Raw genomic sequence first — 15,021 nt, 5'->3', positions numbered from 1 at the left:
GCGCCTTTCCCGCCCTGCTCTTCCGATTCCCGATTCCCGATCCCCCATTGCCGGATGAAATCCCATGGCTGATATCAAGACGTTCTACCTGCCCGACCTCGGCGAAGGCCTGCCCGACGCGACCGTCGTCGAGTGGCACGTGAAGGTGGGCGACAGCATCAAGCTCGATGCGCCGCTGTGCGCGATGGAAACCGCCAAGGCGGTGGTCGACGTGCCCTCGCCGTACACCGGCAAGGTCACCAAGCTGCACGGCGCTCCGGGCGACATCATCGAGACCGGTGCCGCGCTGGCCGATTTCGAGCCTGACCCGAATGCGAAGCAGCGCGCCGAAGCCGAATCCACCGGCCATCACCACGGCCCCAAGAAGAGCGTGGGCAGCCCTGTCGCAGACGACCGCAAGGTGGTCGCTTCGGATGAAGGTGGGGAAGTCGAGGAGACCACCGCAGCCCGCGAAGACGAAGGCACCGTGGTCGGCGCGATGGTCAGCGGCAGCCACGTGCACGTCGAACAAGCCGCCAGCATCGGCGGCGTCAGGGCCGTGCCGGCCGTGCGGGCGCTGGCGAAGAAACTCAAGGTCGACCTCGCCCGCGTGCGACCCAGCGGCGCCGACGGCGTGGTGACGATGAAGGACGTGAAGGATGCCGCCGCGAACGGTTCGGCCGCGCTCGGCGCCGCTCCAGCGCGTGCCGTGCCTGCTTCGGCCGGTCGCCATCTGGCGCCTGAACTGCCACAGCCGGGCCATGCTTCACAAGAGCCGACGCGCACTGCCACCTCGCTGGCCGGCAAGCCGGTGCGTACCGCGCCGCCGTCGCAGCAGGCCGGCGGCCAGCCCGAACAGCTGAAAGGTGTACGTCGCAACATGGCCCGCGTGATGGCCGACGCCCACGCCCAGGTCGTGCCGACCACCCTGGTCGACGACGCCGACCTGCATGCATGGATCGGCAAGCAGGACATCACCGCGCGGCTGATCCGCGCGATCGTGTTCGCCTGCAAGACGGTGCCGGCATTGAACGCCTGGTTCGACGGCAAGAACCTCAGCCGCACCCTGCATCCGCACGTCGACATCGGCATCGCGGTGGACACCGACGACGGCCTGTTCGTGCCCGCGTTGCGCAATGCCGACGTACTCGACACCGCCGGCGTGCGCGCCGCCATCAAGCGTCTGCGCACGCAGGTGGAAGATCGCAGCATCCCGGCGTCGGAACTGTCCGGCTACACCATCAGCCTGTCGAATTTCGGCATGTTCGCAGGCAGGTACGCCACGCCGGTGGTGGTGCCGCCGACGGTCGCCATCGTCGGCGCGGGCAAGCTCAGCCACGACGTGGTGGCGGTGATCGGCGGAATCGAAGTGCATCGCCGCATGCCGCTGTCGCTGACCTTCGACCACCGCGCCGCCACCGGCGGTGAAGCCGCGCGCTTCCTCAAGGCGATGCTGGACGATCTGGCGTTGCCGAACTGAGCTCGCTACATCGTGCAAGAAAATGGGCGCCTCACGGCGCCCATTTTTTCACCATGATACCCACCCGAGACTGTAGGAGCCCGCTGGCGGGCGATGCTGTTGTTTTGATGATCGGATAGGAAAAATCAAAACAAGAGCATCGCCCGCCAGCGGGCTCCTACAACAAGAGGCAGCGGGGTCAGTAATCGCGCACGTCAAGCAGCATAAAACAGCGCGCGCTGTAGTCGCCGCCGTGCGGCCATGCAACCGCGGTCAGCGCCAGGGTCCCGGCCGTCCACAGCTCATTGTCGAGCAAGGCCTCGCTGCGCGAATCGTCGCCGCCGGCGGCGTGGCTGTGCACCAGCCGCAGCCAGTGCAGCTCGGGCGTCAGCGCTTCGCGCTTCAAGGCGGCCTCGATCGACGCCAGCGCGTCGTCCGGCATGCTCACGGCATCCGCGCCACGCACGTTGAACGGGCCGATGAACACGTCCCAGCTGCGCACGCCGACGTCCCATGTGGCAATTCGCATTCGGCGATCGTCGGTGACGTACCAGCACGCGGCCAGCAACACGTGGAACGCACTCTTCTCGAACGCGTGCAAGGCATCGCGGCAACCGGCTTCGCCTGCGCCGAGGCCGGCGAAGCTTTCCTCGATGCGGCGGTCCTCGCTCAGCACCACATCGACATCGAGGCGGCCCGGTTCGGTCGCGCTGCCCTCATGCCACTCGGCACGGATCGCGGGGAAATCTCCGTCGGTGACCAGCCAGCCGTCCTCGTCCGCGTCCAGTTCGACATCGTGCCGCTCGAACAACCGCAGCAGGTATTTCTGTAGCGCCGCACTATTCATCGCCATCCCCGGTTGTCGCGCTGGTCGTCGTGGGCAGCTCACGCCAGGTCAGATACACGCGCAGGTCGAACTCCAGCTGATGGTAGTCCGGCAACATGTACCGGCACAGCTGGTAGAACGCCTTGTTGTGATCGAGTTCTTTCAGGTGCGCCAGCTCGTGCACCACGATCATCTGCAGGAACTCGGGCGTGGCCGCCTTGAACAAGGCGGCCACGCGGATTTCCTTCTTCGCCTTGAGCTTGCCGCCCTGCACGCGCGAGATCGCCGTGTGCAGACCCAGCGCGTTGCGCACCACGTCGAGCTTGCTGTCGTACAGCACCTTGTCGATGCCTGGCGCGTTCTTCAGATGCTGCTGCTTCAGGTCCATCGTGTAGGCATACAGAGCCTTGTCGCTCTGCACCTCGTGGCGCCGCGGATAACGCTCGGCCAGATGCTCGCCAAGACGCTCCTGCGCGATCAGCTCGCGCACCTTGTCCTGCAAGGTGAGCGGATAGGCCTGAAGGTATTTGAGCGGGATCATGCGCGTATTCTCGCATCGCAGCGGTTCACGCGCTTCGGCGTAAAACAGCACCTTCGATAACCCGCGGAGGCGTCCCATGCATCACAGCCGGCTCAGCAGCATCGTCATCGATTGCGACATCGACGACCTCGACGTGGCCACCGCGTTCTGGAGCCGGGCGCTGGGCAAGCCGGTGGCCGATCCCGACCAGGACGGCGACGGCAGGTATGCCGAGCTGCAGACCGCCCCGGATGAACCGATCATCGTGCTGCAGAAGGTGGACCATGCCAGCCGCGTGCATCTGGATATCGAGACCGACGACCTGGACGCGGAAGTGGCCCGGCTGGAAAACCTTGGCGCCCGCCGCGTCGCACTGGTGCACGACCGCTGGTGGGTGATGGAGGCGCCAAGCGGCCAACGCTTCTGCGTGGTACGGCCGCAGCGCGCGGCGTTCGGCCCGCACCTCAATCGCTGGGACTGAGCCTTATATGTCGAAGCGATAGCCGAGCTTGAACAGCAACTGCTCGTCATCGCGCAGTCCGAAGCCGTTGCCGAACACGTCGGCAGTGCCGTGCGCGAAGCTGTCCTGCGCGTGGCCGCCGCGACCGCAGACCATATGCAGACGAGCGGTAACGCGCCTGCAGGCCGAAGTCAGCGGCGGCCCCAGAACAGATGGCGCAGCAGCATCGCCAGCAGCAGCACGGCGGTGAATGCGCCGTAGCCGTACAACGCGGGCAATACCTGCTGCCATATCGCGCCACTGGCGCGCCCGAAGCCGTCGACCACGGGTGAGCCGACCTGGTCGAAACCGATCACCGCGCACTGCGCAGCGGCACCCAGCGCCAGCAGCATCGCTGCGGCATCCAGAACACGTCGAACCGAAGTGCGCGGCAGACTTTTCGGATAGGCCCAGTAGGCCCAGCACAGAATCAGCAGCCAGGGCGCGAGCAGCAGGATGGCGAGATAGCGCATCGGTCAATCACTCATGCATCGCGGCGCATCATTCCTGCGCCGCCAGTTGGTCCAGGGCCTCGCGCAGTTGCACGAGAGCGTCGTCGCGCACAGAGTCGTCGCGGTAGTCGGGTGTGCTGGCAACGGGTTCGCCATCCAGCGCCAGGATCATGCCCGACGACTCGACCTGCAGCACCGCTGCGGCCGAACCCAGCGTCCTGAGACGTTTTTGCAGAGCACCGGCCGCCTTCGGGTCGGCGAACGGCATCGACAACAGGAGCTCCTCGCCGTCCGCGGAGAACAGGCGAAAACGAAATTTACCATCGGCGTCGCGGAAACTGGCGAAGCGCGGCATTTTGCCCTGCTTCGGGGTCGCTTTCGGCGAGACGGCCTTGGTTGCCGCCGAAGTGGCCGGACGCAGTCCCAGCGCGTCGCGCAAGGCGGCGATCTTCGGCGTGGCGATCGCACGTGCCTTCCGCGCACCTTGCCGCAGGATCGCCTCGATCGCCGCCGGATCGGCCATGAACGCCTCGTAGCGTTCGCGCATCGGTGCCACGTCGGACTCGATCCGCTCGTACAGCACCTGCTTCGCCTCGCCCCAGGCGATGCCGTCCAGCAACGCCTGGCGGAATGCCGCCGTTTCGATCTCGCTGGCGAAGGCGCGGAAGATCGTGAACAGCGGCGAGCTGTCCGGATCCTTCGCTTCGCCGGGCAGACGCGAGTCGGTGACGATGCGCAAGATCGTCTCGCGCAGCTGCTTCTTGCCGCCTTCGAACAGCGGGATCGTGTTGTCGTAGCTCTTCGACATCTTGCGCCCGTCCAGGCCCGGCAGCGTCGCGACCTGCTCCTCGATCAGCGCCTCCGGCAACACGAAGAACTCGCGGCCGTGGATATGGTTGAAGCGCTGGCCGAGATCGCGCGCCATCTCGATGTGCTGGATCTGGTCGCGACCCACCGGCACTTTGTGTGCATCGAACGCGAGGATATCGGCCGCCATCAGCACCGGATACATGTACAGGCCGGCCGTGATGCCTGCGTCGGCGTCCTCGCCAGTCTCCAGGTTCCGATCCACCGCGGCCTTGTACGCGTGCGCACGATTGAGCATGCCCTTGGAAGCGACGCAGGTGAGGAACCAGGTCAGCTCTGGGATTTCCGGAATGTCCGACTGGCGGTAAAACGTGACCCGTGCCGGATCGAGCCCGGCCGCCAGCCACGTGGCGGCGATCTCCAGCCGCGACCGTTCGATCCGCGCCGCATCGTCGCTCTTGATCAGCGCGTGATAGTCGGCCATGAAATAGAACGCGTCGACGTCGTCGCGCCGGCTGGCTTCCACGGCGGGACGGATCGCGCCCACGTAGTTGCCCAGATGCGGGGTGCCGGTGGTGGTGATGCCGGTCAGAACTCGGGTCTGCATGGTGCTCGCTTGTGTTGTCGTCGGAGTGGAATGATCAACGGATCAGAGTGGACTTGCCGAACAGCGATTCGACTAGGTCTACCGCCAGCTTCGCGGTCTGGTTGCGTTTGTCGAATGCCGGATTCAGCTCGACGATGTCCAGCGACGCCATGCAGCCGGTGTCGGCGATCATCTCCATGCACAGCTGCGCCTCGCGGTAGTTCGGACCGCCGCGCACGGTGGTGCCGACGCCTGGCGCGATGCTGGGGTCGAGGAAATCGACATCGAAGCTCACGTGCAGATGGATGTTCCCTTCGATGCCGGCCAGCGCCTCCTCCATCACCCGCTTCATGCCGACCTCGTCGATATGGCGCATGTCATGAACCTGCAGGTCTGCACTGCGCACCATCCGCTTCTCGCCTTCATCGACCGAGCGGATGCCGATGTAGCGGAACACATCCGGCGTGGTCGCCGGCGCATGACCGCTGAGGCCGGTGAGTTCGGCCGGGCCGATACCGCACAGGCAGGCCACCGGCATACCGTGGATATTTCCGGTCGGCGTGGCCTGTGCCGTGTTGAAATCGGTGTGCGCATCCAGCCACAGCACCCGCAGCTGCTTGCCCTCGTCATGGCAATGGCGGGCCACCGCCGAGATCGAGCCGATCGCCAGGCAATGATCGCCACCGAGCATGATCGGCAGGCGCCCTGCCTGAAGCTCCTGATGAACAGCCGTATAGACGGCCGTATTCCAGGCCACCACCTCATCCAGATGGCGATAGCCATGCTCGGGAGGCTGCCACGGATTGAGCGGTCCATGCAGGTTGCCGCGATCGATCACCTTCAGCCCGCGACGCTCCAGCTTCGCCGCCAGATTGGCCACCCGCAGCGCCTCCGGCCCCATGGCGGCACCGCGATGACCGGCACCGATGTCGGTCGGCACGCCGATCAGTGAAATGGTCTTTCTGCTCATATCTCTGTTTACCTGCCTGTGGCACGCCGACGGGCACGGGCCACGGCCGTCACGCTCCGTCGAGGTCGGTGCGGCGGCCAGGGCGGGCGGCGTCGAGCCGCCGTTCCCGGGCGAATCACCGGCGTCCGTGTGAGAAAGATATTCGCAACAAGCAGCATCGCGAATCCGCCGAAGTTTACCGGAATAGGTCTTCCGGCGCCGTGGCCCGGCTGGCCGCGCAACACCATTCGCCACAGGCTGCGCCGCGCAGCCTGGCAAGACGGCCAGCCTTCCCTGCGTCGCGCAACACCCTGCGCGCCTTTTGGGCATCATGTCGCCTACTCTGGGTTAATCAGAGCATCCTCAACCGTGCAGGCGCACTCGCCCGGCTGGGAACAAATCCGATGCCGATAAATCGATGCGCACGCCGCCGGACGTCGCTGTGCGCGACGACCCGCAGCTGGAATCAGGCGGTGGGTTTAGGTGGGTTTAATGGAATGCGCCCTGACTTCGCGCCGCCTCATCTTCGCGGCGCGAGCGCGCACCCGAACTCCAGGACACCAGTTCGTCGTGACGAACCCTCCCGGTCTTCGAATCGCGTGAGATCTTTCCCGACAGCATCCCTGCGAACAGCACCACTCCACGCCAGAAGGCGGAATGTGCAAGAAGCGTTTGCATGTCGTCACTCCGGGCTGCCCCTGTGCAACCGTCGGGCCGATCCTACCGGTTTTCACACGCATGCACATGATTTTTGCGTTCAGAAACGCCGCGATCCGCCGCGAAGAGCAGCCCTGGCATTTGCATAAAGCTTCGGAGACCGATCGCTGCCGCAGCCGGGATTCGGGGGCGATTCGGTGCCGCGTCGACACCGGCTCACCGCTCGGCATCGCGCCGAGCGGGCTGGGTTCCGGCCTCGGGTACTCGCCCTATCCCAGCTGCGAAAGGCTTTGTTGTTCCGGATGCGGCACCAGGCCGTATTTCGCAAGAATGACCGGCTCCGAATATTCGCCACGATCGATATCCGCAGCCTGCGCATACACCAGCACACCATCGCGTTGTTCGGCCAGCATCTCGCCACGCACGCGGGCCAGCTGCTCCATGCCGTGGAGGATTGGCTTGTCGGCCACAACGTCACCGCCTACCTCGCAAAAACCCTGCACCACGTAAAGCGTTCCCATGATGTGTCCTCGTGCCTCAGAAGAGTTGCCCCTGATGGATTCGAGCCTGAGAAAAACGAAGTGTACAGCTCGCGATAATAAGGTTAAGTATCGTCGGAACGGTTCAGGCAGGCAAACTCGGGTCCACCGAAAGCGCGCACGCGCGAACAGCGCACGGACAGGAGGAATGCCGGCCGGCAGCGTGGGCGAGCTGTTCCCCATGACGGTTTAAATGAGTGGCGTCATGCTGTTCCGCGAAGATACTAAAGAAGTGGCTCGTATGTGAGGCCGGCTCCGGGTCACATCGAAGCTGCCATCAGCCGGCCCGCCGGAGTCGGGTGCCATTGCCCCAACAACGACAACTGGGCGAGGTTTCTCCGTTCCAGCCGGAGACCGACGATGAAGTCATAGCGGCGATCGCAGACCCATGGACTCGCGCAGAGCTGGCTCAGCATGCGTCGTTCGTCGCCATCGAGTGGACAAGTCATACGGCTGTTCCGCGGATTCTCTAGGATTGAACCCCGCGTCACCATGTGGCATCCCGCGTGCAATCAGCGCCACGGCGCTGTTAACAGGCGCGGGGGCGGTTCATCTCGGTGCGCCCGCCTCAAACGATTCCAGAGCGTACCGGGTGGCGAGATACAGCCCGACCACGCCTACCTCTGTACTGCCGGTGGTTCGGACCGCCTCGATCAGATCCCTATCGCTGCAGGCGAAGCAGCCGCACCAGTGCGCGCGGCTCAGCCGGTCACGGACGTTGATCCGCTCGCCCACAGTCGCCATCACGCGGTCGCGCCCGTCCAGATGTCCTGTGACTTCTGGTAATTGGCCAGGGGTACGATGGCATCGGCACCATGCATTTCCACCCGCGTGGCGAGGCCGGAGTCCAGGTGCTCCGCACGGGCGGCATCCCTCGCCTGCTTGATGGCGGAGCCCAGCTGCAGGCCATCCGCTAGCGTGGTGCTCATGTAGAGAATGCACCACAGACCGCGTTCGCTCGGCTTGACGGTATAGAGGATCATGCGTGGCACCCATGCAAGGGAAGTCGCCCCGGTCATCGGTCCGCGCTGACAGAGGAGCAGTCTGGACCTGACTCGCGGGGCATGCGCATGCTGGCGGCGTTTGCGTCTGGATGGGATCAGCAGAGCACGCCGCTGCGTGTAGGCGTCCGCCTATAAGCGGCAGAATCGCAATGGCACTGCAGTAGTATCTCGGTCCATGGATGTCGCCGTCCTAGCGGGTGAGCTGGCGCTCCCGGTTATGCTGCAATCGCTTTTCGAGGTCCGGCGACGTCTCACCCAATCTGCGCAGCACGACGTTGCTTCGACTCCAACTGAAAAAGGCTTGCGCGAACGCAAGCCTTTGACCTGACTGGTGCCGGCACCCGGATTCGAACTGGGGACCTACTGATTACAAATCAGTTGCTCTACCAACTGAGCTATGCCGGCGAAGGTCGGGAATTCTAGCAGGCCCGCCGCGGCGCATGCTCAAAAGCAGCCCGTGCTATGTGAACCGATGCCGCTGGCATGGACGCGGCTGCGCCAGTCGAAGTGGCTGCTGTCGGCAACCACCAGATCCAGCCAGTATTCGGGCACGCTTTCGCTGCGTTCGCTCATGCGGGCGGGGAAGCCGGCGGCGACCACTTCGTCGCGGCGCTTGCGCGCATTCGCCGGATCCTTGAACAGGCCCAGCGAAACGGTATTGGGCTGATCGCCGGAACTGACCACGAAATAATCGCTGATCTGGTGCGCACCAAGCTGCCGTGCCTGCTCCAGCGCCTGGGCTCGGCTGCCGGCAGCCGGCAGATACACCCACCAGCCGCCGGATTGGCTGGTCTGCTCCTGGCGCGAGCGCATGCGTGTTGCCTGCGCGGCGAGGGCCAGGCGCGCATTGCGCAGATCCTGCGGCGTCGCGAACGGACCCAGCGCCATGCAGCTGTAACTGAGGACGGGTGAGGCCATGCCCGCTGCGGGCATGGCCGCGGTGACCGGCGCGGCCGGCAGCGAGGACGCCGGCGCCGTTTGCGGCAACTCCGACAGCAGACGCAGTTGCGCCACACCCGGATCGCTGGGACTGCCGCCACGGGCATACGGCTGCCCCAGCAGCAGCCACGCACCCACCGCGATATTGAGTGCGCTCAACAGCACAAACAGCAAACGCAGAAACATCGAACCCCCATCAACCGGCAGCAGCCGCCATTCTAGACGGACCGCACTGAAGTCATGGCGTGCCGGCCCACACCGCCAGGCCACGCAGTACGCCGTCCTGGCTCAGCTGGGCGGGTATCGACAGCAATGGCGCCAGGCGCTCCGCATCGCCGCCGCCCAGGATCAGCGTCGGCGTGGCACCCAGCCGCGGCGCCATCCGCGTGGCGAAACGCTCGATCAGCGCGGCGGCCGCCTGCCAGCAGCCCGACGCCACCGCGTCGGCGGTGTTGTCGGCCAGCTCCAGGATGTCGCCCGGGCGCTCGGGACGCACCCGGACGGTCGCGTCCAGCAGCGATTGCTGCATCAATTGCGGACCCGGTGCGATAAGACCACCCAAGTGCCGGCCATCAGCGGCCAGCGCATCGAGGGTAAGCGCCGTGCCTGCGCCGGCCACGATGCAGGGCGCGCGGCCGTCGGCACGCGCCGCGACCATCGCCAGGAAGCGATCCACGCCCAGCCGTTGCGGCTCGGCATAGGCGTTGCGCACGCCGCAGGCACTGGCGGGCGTGCGCAGCCAGCCGGGCGCGCAGGCAAACAGGCGTTCCGCGACGCGGGTCACCTGGGCCTCGCGAGCGTCGTCGACGACCGACGCGGCGATCACCGCCGCCGGCCGCGGCAGGTCGGCCCAGGCCGATTCCAGCGCCGTCGCCATGTCCGGCTGCCAGTCGACTGCGCCGCGCGCCAGCCATGCGGCCGGTTGCGCTTGCAGCGCCCATTTCAGCCGCGTATTGCCCATGTCCAGCAGCAGCTTCATGTGCGACGTACCGTGACGTCCGCGCTGTCGATCTGGCGCACGCTGCCGTCGGCCATGCGCACCTGCAATGCGCCGCGTCCGTCCACGCCGGCACCGATAGCCTCGAACGCGCCGAGGACGCCGCTCAGCTGCAACGGTTGATCGCGCAGCAGATCGTGGCGCGCGTAGTCGTCGACGAAGCCGACGAAACCGTCACGCTCGAATTGCCGCAAGCCCTCGACCAGCGCCTCGATCAGCGCCGCGGCGACGCGGTTGCGGTCCGGCGGCGCGCCGCCGGCCAGAGTGGCCAGATCGCAAGCCGGCTGCCCGGTCTGTGCGCGCAGGGCCGGGGTCAGCCGCAGGTTGAGGCCGATGCCGATGATCGCCGCGCACGGCCCCTGATATTCGCCGCTGAGCTCGACCAGGATGCCGCCCAGTTTGCCGGCCGGCCGTCCATCGGCGGCGACCGCCAGCACGTCGTTCGGCCATTTCAGGCCAGCCCCGGCGATGCCGAGGTTATCCAGCGTACGCAGCACGATCACGCCCAGCGCCAAGGACAGGCCGCTCAACGCGGCAAAGCCCTGCTCGAAGCGCTTGAGGCAGGACAGATACAGGTTCAGCCCCGGCGGCGACAGCCATGGGCGGCCGCGCCGGCCGCGGCCGGCGGTCTGGGTTTCGGCCAGCACGATGGTGAAATCCCGGGCCGCGGCGCCGCGGCGCTGCAGTTCGCTGGAAGTGGAATCCAACTCCCAATGCACCTCCAGTGTGCCCAGCGCGCACAGCGTCTGGGCCGGCAAGGCGGCGCGGATGCGGGTGGCATCCAGCATCTGCAGCGGCCATGGCAGTCGATAACCGGCCGCGCCACGCGCCTCGATGGGCACGCCGCGGGCGCGCAAGACCTCGATCTGTTTCCAGATGGCCGCCCGGGTCACCCCGGCCTGCGCCGCGAGGCCCGCGCCCGGTAGCGGCTTGCCCGGGGCGAGCAGCGCCAGCAACTGTGGTGGCTGCATCAGCCAGTCCCGGACGCGGAGAGGGTCGCCAGCCGCTGGCAATCGGATAGGGAGAAACCTGGCAGGATAAGCATCGGCGGATTTTAGCCCGGCTCGCCCGTCGCGCGGCATGCGGCGTCACGTGACAGCGGTCGAAACGGCAGCACTGGCACGGCGCCGGCGTTTCTGAGACGATCCGGGTCTTCGCTTGCGGGTCGTCAGGGAGTTCGATCGCCATGCGCGTCACTTATTGGCTTGTCGGTTGCGCCTTGTGCATTGCCGGAATCGGCAACGCCATGGCGGCGAGTTCGGAAACCCAGGGGCAGGACAGCTCCTCGCATGCCACGCTCGAGAACACCGGCTCGCACGACGACAACAGCGGCAGCGGCGGCGATGCGCTGGGATTGAATCGCGATTGTCCGCCGGCCAGAGGCAGCGACAACTCTGGCAGCACCTCCGGCAACGACCGCTCCGGCGGTGGCTCGTCCGGATCGATGCCGGCCCGCCGGCCGCACCTGGGCTGGCAATCGCTGCTGCCTGGATCAATCCAGTAGCACTCGGCGTCGTGCCCGGGCGTTGGTGGCGATCGCTGCGGGTTCGGTTCGAACCTCCGCCGATTGCCGACTCGCTGTGGCGGCGCGCACTGGCCGGATGCCCGCTGGCGCGCCGGCTGGATCCCGAACGGCAAGCCCGGCTGCGCCAACTGGCCACCGTGTTCCTCGCGCGCAAGAATTTTCATGCATTGGCCGGTGCCGTGCTCGACGACTACTGGCGGCTGCTGATTGCCATGCAAGCCTGCCTGCCGGCCTTGCAGCAAGGCGCCGCCAGCCTGCGCGGCTGGCGCGAGATACTGATCTATCCGGGCGAGTTCAAGGTGCGCCGCAGCCATCACGATGACCGCGCCGGCCTCGTCACCGATGGGGACGAAGTACGGGTCGGCGAGGCGTGGGAACGCGGTCCGCTGGTGCTGTCGCTGGCCGATGTGCAGTTGGACCTGGAGCAGCCGTGGGACGGTTACAACGTGGTCGTGCACGAGATGGCGCACAAGCTGGACATGCTCGACGGCCCGCCCGACGGCGTACCGCCGCTGGTGCAGATTCCGCGGCGGCGCTGGATCGAGCAGTTCCAGCTGGCCTACGACCGGCTGGTCAATACTCCGCCGGACGGCCACACCAGCCCGATCGACCATTACGCGACGGAAAGTGCCAGCGAATATTTCGCTGTGGTCAGCGAGCTGCACTATTCGCAGCCGGCGCTGTTGCGCGAGGCGGAGCCGGCCATCGCCGACCTGCTGGAAGCGTTCTACGGCCGCTCCCCTGCCGAAGGTTGCGAGCCGCCCGGCTTTCGCCGTTCGCGCTGAGCCCGCGGAATAAACCGGTCAGCTCGCCGCCAGCCGCACGCTGAAGCGGGCGCCGCCGAATTCCGGCGAGCGATCGACCACCAGGTCACCGTGATAGGCATGCACGATGTCCTGCACGATCGACAGCCCGATGCCGTGGCCCTGTACCCGCTCATCGCCCCGCACGCCACGCTGCAATACTTTTTCGATCTTTTCCGCGGCGATGCCCGGACCGTCGTCTTCCACGCTCAGGCTCAGGCCCGGCCGCTGCCGGCCCGGTTGCGGCTGCATTTTCACCACCAGCAGCACGCGGTGCTCGGCCCATTTGAACGCGTTCTCCAGCAGATTGCCCAGCAACTCCAGCAGATCGCCCTGTTCGCCGTAGAACACGGCGCCGTCCTCGATGTCGAATTCGCACAGCACGTTCTTGATCGCGTAGACCTTTTCCAGACTCTGCACCAGGTCCTCGGCGTGACCGGCGATCGATACCGCACTGGCAAAGGTCTGCCGGCCGGAAGTGGCGGCGCGCGACAGCTGGTAGGCGACCAGCTCGTTCATCCGCCGCACCTGATCCAGCACGCTGTTGCGCCGCGCCAGCTCATCGTCGGTGGTCGATTCCAGCTGGGAACGGATTACCGCCAGCGGCGTCTTCAAGCTGTGCGCCAGATCGGCCAGGGTATGCCGGTAACGCGTGCGCTGCTCGCGTTCGCTGGTGATGAACGCGTTGATGCGTTCGGTCAGCCCGGTCAGCTCCAGCGGGTACTGGCTGTCCAACTGCTCGCTGTCGCCGCTCTCGACGCGGCTCATGTCGCTGGCCACCTTGCGCAACGGGGTCAGGCTCCAGCGCAGCAGCAGCAGTTGCAACACGATCAGCATCACGCCGAGGATGGACAGCCAGATCACCAACGAATGCCGGAACACCGCGTTCTGGCCCTCGAACTGACTCTCGGTCTGCGCCACCGTCATCGTGAGCCGCACCGACTTGCCCCCTTCCATATCCAGCGCCGCGCCATAGCTGTAGTAGTACAGCCGGCCCATGCGCGTATCGACCGGGCCGACGAACAGGCTATGACCCGGCTCCAGCGGCTTCAGGAAACTGAAATCGCGACCGATCGCCGAATGGGATTCCCAGTAGAAGCCGTGCTCGCCGATGGCTACCGCGTACAGCCCGGAACCCGGCCCCGAGAAATTCGGGTCCGGCAACGTGTCGATCGGCGGCAGCAGCTTGCCGTAACGGTTGACGTCGGTATTGGCGATGTAGGCGAACGTGAAATTCTGCAGCTTGTCTTGCATCGCGCTCAAGGCGCGCTGCTTGTTCGCCTGCGACAAGGTCAGCCCGACCAGCCCCAGAAAACCGGCCAGCACGAATCCGGTGGCGATCGCCGCACGCGCCGCCAGCGACAGCGGCCGGCGCGGCGATCCCGGCTCATTCGTCGTCGCCGTCGGTGCGCGGGATGGCAAAGCGGTATCCGCGTCCACGTACCGTCTCGATGGGTTTGAGGGTGCCTTCCGGATCGAGTTTGCGCCGCAGCCGGCCGATGAACACTTCGAGCACGTTGGAATCGCGGTCGAAATCCTGCTGGTAGATGTGCTCCGTGAGGTCGGCCTTGGAGACCAGCTCGCCGGCATGCAGCATCAGATATTCCAGTACCTTGTATTCATAGCTGGTGAGGTCGACCAGCTTGCCAGCCACCGTCACCGTCTGCGCGGTGGTATCCAGCTTGATCGTGCCACAGGCCAGGATCGGCTTCGACCAGCCGCTGGCACGGCGCACCAAGGCGTTGATGCGCGCCAGCAACTCCTCGACATGGAAGGGCTTCACCAGATAATCGTCGGCGCCGTACTTCAACCCCTCGACCTTGTCCTGCCAGCTGCCGCGCGCGGTCAGGATCAGGATCGGATAACGCTGACCGGCCTCGCGCAACGCCTTGACCAGGTCCATGCCGGACATCTTGGGCAGGCCCAGATCGATGATCGCCAGGTCGAACGGCACTTCGCGGCCGAGGTAGATGCCCTCCTCGCCGTCCTGCGCCGCGTCGACCGCAAAACCGTCCCGTTTCAGTCGTGCCGCCAGCGTCTCGCGCAACGGCGCCTCGTCCTCCACCAACAGGATGCGCATCAGTGTTTCTCCTTGCTGCCCGCGCGTTTTGCGGGCGGATTCTTGGTTGACTGATTGGAAGCGGGATTCTTGCTCGCCTCGGACGAAACCACCAACTTCTGCACATGCCCGTCCGGCGTGAGCACCTTGATGAAATATTTCAGCTTGCGGTCCACCCGGTGCGGCTCGGCCGACAAGATCCGGCCCCCGGTATCCTGCTGCACCTTGAGTACCGCCTGGTCCAGCGTCACCGCCGGCTCGGACGATTGCGCCGAGGCCGTCGCCACAACGCCCATGATCAGCCATATCAGCAGAGCAGGGATGAAGTTTTTGTGCGTTGTCATGCGTGAGGATTCCGCCTGGCGGCTGCCATGCTGTGTAGCCTAGGCAATCGGGGCTGAATACTGACCGGATGACAGTC

General features: G+C 65.8%; 20 protein-coding genes and 1 tRNA gene. 4 read left to right on the top strand and 17 right to left on the bottom strand.

All coding sequences use genetic code 11. The features are described from left to right. Positions 1-64: 64 nt before the first annotated feature. Positions 65-1,459, top strand: a complete 1,395-nt coding sequence (locus tag ACFPPB_RS11760) for a dihydrolipoamide acetyltransferase family protein (RefSeq protein ID WP_377327262.1) — start codon at positions 65-67, stop codon at positions 1,457-1,459. 178 nt (positions 1,460-1,637) lie between these two features. On the opposite strand, the gene ACFPPB_RS11755 is transcribed toward ACFPPB_RS11760, so the two are convergent. Next, positions 1,638-2,285, bottom strand: coding sequence for a DUF6348 family protein (locus tag ACFPPB_RS11755; RefSeq protein WP_377327260.1), 648 nt, complete (start codon positions 2,283-2,285; stop codon positions 1,638-1,640). Then, positions 2,278-2,805, bottom strand: a complete 528-nt coding sequence (locus ACFPPB_RS11750) for a M48 metallopeptidase family protein (RefSeq protein WP_377327258.1) — start codon at positions 2,803-2,805, stop codon at positions 2,278-2,280. The genes ACFPPB_RS11755 and ACFPPB_RS11750 overlap by 8 nt, the downstream gene beginning before the upstream one ends. A 76-nt stretch (positions 2,806-2,881) precedes the next feature. Between ACFPPB_RS11750 and ACFPPB_RS11745 the strand changes: the two genes are divergently transcribed. Beyond that, positions 2,882-3,265: a VOC family protein gene (locus tag ACFPPB_RS11745; RefSeq protein WP_377327256.1), complete on the top strand. Its 384-nt coding sequence runs from the start codon at positions 2,882-2,884 to the stop codon at positions 3,263-3,265. A 3-nt stretch (positions 3,266-3,268) separates the two neighbouring features. Here the strand turns inward: ACFPPB_RS11745 and ACFPPB_RS11740 are convergent, their stop codons facing one another. From ACFPPB_RS11740 to ACFPPB_RS11685, 12 genes are all read right to left on the bottom strand, one after another. After that, positions 3,269-3,400: a hypothetical protein gene (locus tag ACFPPB_RS11740; protein ID WP_377327254.1), complete on the bottom strand. Its 132-nt coding sequence runs from the start codon at positions 3,398-3,400 to the stop codon at positions 3,269-3,271. 35 nt (positions 3,401-3,435) lie between these two features. Continuing rightward, entirely contained in the window at positions 3,436-3,756 is a 321-nt protein-coding gene (locus ACFPPB_RS11735; RefSeq protein ID WP_377327253.1) for a hypothetical protein, read from the bottom strand. 28 nt (positions 3,757-3,784) lie between these two features. Next, positions 3,785-5,149 carry a tryptophan--tRNA ligase gene (locus ACFPPB_RS11730; RefSeq protein WP_377327251.1) on the bottom strand — a complete coding sequence of 455 codons (1,365 nt, stop codon included), beginning with the start codon at positions 5,147-5,149 and terminating at the stop codon, positions 3,785-3,787. Positions 5,150-5,183: 34 nt separating this feature from the next. After that, the gene (gene rocF, locus ACFPPB_RS11725; protein ID WP_377327250.1) at positions 5,184-6,098 is read right to left on the bottom strand and encodes an arginase; all 915 of its coding nucleotides are present in this window, start codon (positions 6,096-6,098) and stop codon (positions 5,184-5,186) included. Positions 6,099-6,566: 468 nt separating this feature from the next. Next, on the bottom strand, positions 6,567-6,755 hold the full coding sequence (locus ACFPPB_RS11720) for a hypothetical protein (protein ID WP_377327248.1): 189 nt from the start codon (positions 6,753-6,755) through the stop codon (positions 6,567-6,569). A gap of 248 nt (positions 6,756-7,003) precedes the next feature. Next, positions 7,004-7,255: a hypothetical protein gene (locus ACFPPB_RS11715; protein WP_377327246.1), complete on the bottom strand. Its 252-nt coding sequence runs from the start codon at positions 7,253-7,255 to the stop codon at positions 7,004-7,006. Between the two features lie 278 nt (positions 7,256-7,533). After that, positions 7,534-7,722: a hypothetical protein gene (locus tag ACFPPB_RS11710; protein ID WP_377327244.1), complete on the bottom strand. Its 189-nt coding sequence runs from the start codon at positions 7,720-7,722 to the stop codon at positions 7,534-7,536. A gap of 294 nt (positions 7,723-8,016) precedes the next feature. Next, a complete protein-coding gene (locus ACFPPB_RS11705) occupies positions 8,017-8,256 on the bottom strand; it encodes a hypothetical protein (RefSeq protein WP_377327242.1) in 240 nt (79 codons plus the stop codon). A gap of 350 nt (positions 8,257-8,606) precedes the next feature. Further along, a tRNA-Thr gene (locus ACFPPB_RS11700) sits at positions 8,607-8,682 on the bottom strand. A gap of 39 nt (positions 8,683-8,721) precedes the next feature. Beyond that, entirely contained in the window at positions 8,722-9,402 is a 681-nt protein-coding gene (locus tag ACFPPB_RS11695; protein WP_377327240.1) for an SPOR domain-containing protein, read from the bottom strand. Positions 9,403-9,454: 52 nt separating this feature from the next. Continuing rightward, positions 9,455-10,195, bottom strand: coding sequence for a type III pantothenate kinase (locus ACFPPB_RS11690; protein WP_377327238.1), 741 nt, complete (start codon positions 10,193-10,195; stop codon positions 9,455-9,457). Then, complete coding sequence (locus ACFPPB_RS11685) at positions 10,192-11,184, bottom strand: biotin--[acetyl-CoA-carboxylase] ligase (RefSeq protein WP_377327236.1); 993 nt, start codon at positions 11,182-11,184, stop codon at positions 10,192-10,194. The genes ACFPPB_RS11690 and ACFPPB_RS11685 overlap by 4 nt, the downstream gene beginning before the upstream one ends. Positions 11,185-11,399: 215 nt before the next feature. Here ACFPPB_RS11685 and ACFPPB_RS11680 point away from each other — a divergent pair, with 215 nt between their 5' ends. Beyond that, positions 11,400-11,717, top strand: coding sequence for a hypothetical protein (locus ACFPPB_RS11680; protein ID WP_377327234.1), 318 nt, complete (start codon positions 11,400-11,402; stop codon positions 11,715-11,717). Between the two features lie 11 nt (positions 11,718-11,728). Then, positions 11,729-12,523, top strand: coding sequence for a M90 family metallopeptidase (locus ACFPPB_RS11675; RefSeq protein ID WP_377327232.1), 795 nt, complete (start codon positions 11,729-11,731; stop codon positions 12,521-12,523). 18 nt (positions 12,524-12,541) lie between these two features. Here the strand turns inward: ACFPPB_RS11675 and ACFPPB_RS11670 are convergent, their stop codons facing one another. The 3 genes from ACFPPB_RS11670 to ACFPPB_RS11660 are packed head-to-tail and all read right to left on the bottom strand — an operon-like array spanning position 12,542 to position 14,944. After that, positions 12,542-13,963: an ATP-binding protein gene (locus ACFPPB_RS11670; RefSeq protein WP_377327230.1), complete on the bottom strand. Its 1,422-nt coding sequence runs from the start codon at positions 13,961-13,963 to the stop codon at positions 12,542-12,544. After that, complete coding sequence (locus tag ACFPPB_RS11665) at positions 13,929-14,621, bottom strand: response regulator transcription factor (RefSeq protein WP_377327228.1); 693 nt, start codon at positions 14,619-14,621, stop codon at positions 13,929-13,931. Before ACFPPB_RS11665 ends, ACFPPB_RS11670 begins: the two co-directional genes overlap by 35 nt. Further along, on the bottom strand, positions 14,621-14,944 hold the full coding sequence (locus ACFPPB_RS11660) for a PepSY domain-containing protein (protein WP_377327226.1): 324 nt from the start codon (positions 14,942-14,944) through the stop codon (positions 14,621-14,623). Before ACFPPB_RS11660 ends, ACFPPB_RS11665 begins: the two co-directional genes overlap by 1 nt. Positions 14,945-15,021 lie beyond the last annotated feature (77 nt).

This window comes from Rhodanobacter terrae (assembly GCF_042657005.1).
GTDB lineage: Bacteria > Pseudomonadota > Gammaproteobacteria > Xanthomonadales > Rhodanobacteraceae > Rhodanobacter > Rhodanobacter terrae.
The sequence above is the reverse complement of the archived record's forward strand: the minus strand, read 5'-3'. Positions and strand labels throughout refer to the sequence as shown.

Excerpts from the sequence above, each read along its gene's own strand:
- ACFPPB_RS11715 (WP_377327246.1), bottom strand. The coding sequence starts at position 7,255 with ATGGGAACGCTTTACGTGGTGCAGGGTTTTTGCGAGGTAGGCGGTGAC.
- ACFPPB_RS11680 (WP_377327234.1), top strand. The coding sequence starts at position 11,400 with ATGCGCGTCACTTATTGGCTTGTCGGTTGCGCCTTGTGCATTGCCGGA.
- ACFPPB_RS11685 (WP_377327236.1), bottom strand. The coding sequence starts at position 11,184 with ATGCAGCCACCACAGTTGCTGGCGCTGCTCGCCCCGGGCAAGCCGCTA.
- ACFPPB_RS11760 (WP_377327262.1), top strand. The coding sequence starts at position 65 with ATGGCTGATATCAAGACGTTCTACCTGCCCGACCTCGGCGAAGGCCTG.
- ACFPPB_RS11740 (WP_377327254.1), bottom strand. The coding sequence starts at position 3,400 with ATGGTCTGCGGTCGCGGCGGCCACGCGCAGGACAGCTTCGCGCACGGC.
- ACFPPB_RS11750 (WP_377327258.1), bottom strand. The coding sequence starts at position 2,805 with ATGATCCCGCTCAAATACCTTCAGGCCTATCCGCTCACCTTGCAGGAC.
- ACFPPB_RS11720 (WP_377327248.1), bottom strand. The coding sequence starts at position 6,755 with ATGCAAACGCTTCTTGCACATTCCGCCTTCTGGCGTGGAGTGGTGCTG.
- ACFPPB_RS11710 (WP_377327244.1), bottom strand. The coding sequence starts at position 7,722 with ATGACTTGTCCACTCGATGGCGACGAACGACGCATGCTGAGCCAGCTC.
- ACFPPB_RS11745 (WP_377327256.1), top strand. The coding sequence starts at position 2,882 with ATGCATCACAGCCGGCTCAGCAGCATCGTCATCGATTGCGACATCGAC.
- ACFPPB_RS11735 (WP_377327253.1), bottom strand. The coding sequence starts at position 3,756 with ATGCGCTATCTCGCCATCCTGCTGCTCGCGCCCTGGCTGCTGATTCTG.
- rocF (WP_377327250.1), bottom strand. The coding sequence starts at position 6,098 with ATGAGCAGAAAGACCATTTCACTGATCGGCGTGCCGACCGACATCGGT.
- ACFPPB_RS11755 (WP_377327260.1), bottom strand. The coding sequence starts at position 2,285 with ATGAATAGTGCGGCGCTACAGAAATACCTGCTGCGGTTGTTCGAGCGG.
- ACFPPB_RS11660 (WP_377327226.1), bottom strand. The coding sequence starts at position 14,944 with ATGACAACGCACAAAAACTTCATCCCTGCTCTGCTGATATGGCTGATC.
- ACFPPB_RS11665 (WP_377327228.1), bottom strand. The coding sequence starts at position 14,621 with ATGCGCATCCTGTTGGTGGAGGACGAGGCGCCGTTGCGCGAGACGCTG.
- ACFPPB_RS11730 (WP_377327251.1), bottom strand. The coding sequence starts at position 5,149 with ATGCAGACCCGAGTTCTGACCGGCATCACCACCACCGGCACCCCGCAT.
- ACFPPB_RS11705 (WP_377327242.1), bottom strand. The coding sequence starts at position 8,256 with ATGATCCTCTATACCGTCAAGCCGAGCGAACGCGGTCTGTGGTGCATT.
- ACFPPB_RS11695 (WP_377327240.1), bottom strand. The coding sequence starts at position 9,402 with ATGTTTCTGCGTTTGCTGTTTGTGCTGTTGAGCGCACTCAATATCGCG.
- ACFPPB_RS11690 (WP_377327238.1), bottom strand. The coding sequence starts at position 10,195 with ATGAAGCTGCTGCTGGACATGGGCAATACGCGGCTGAAATGGGCGCTG.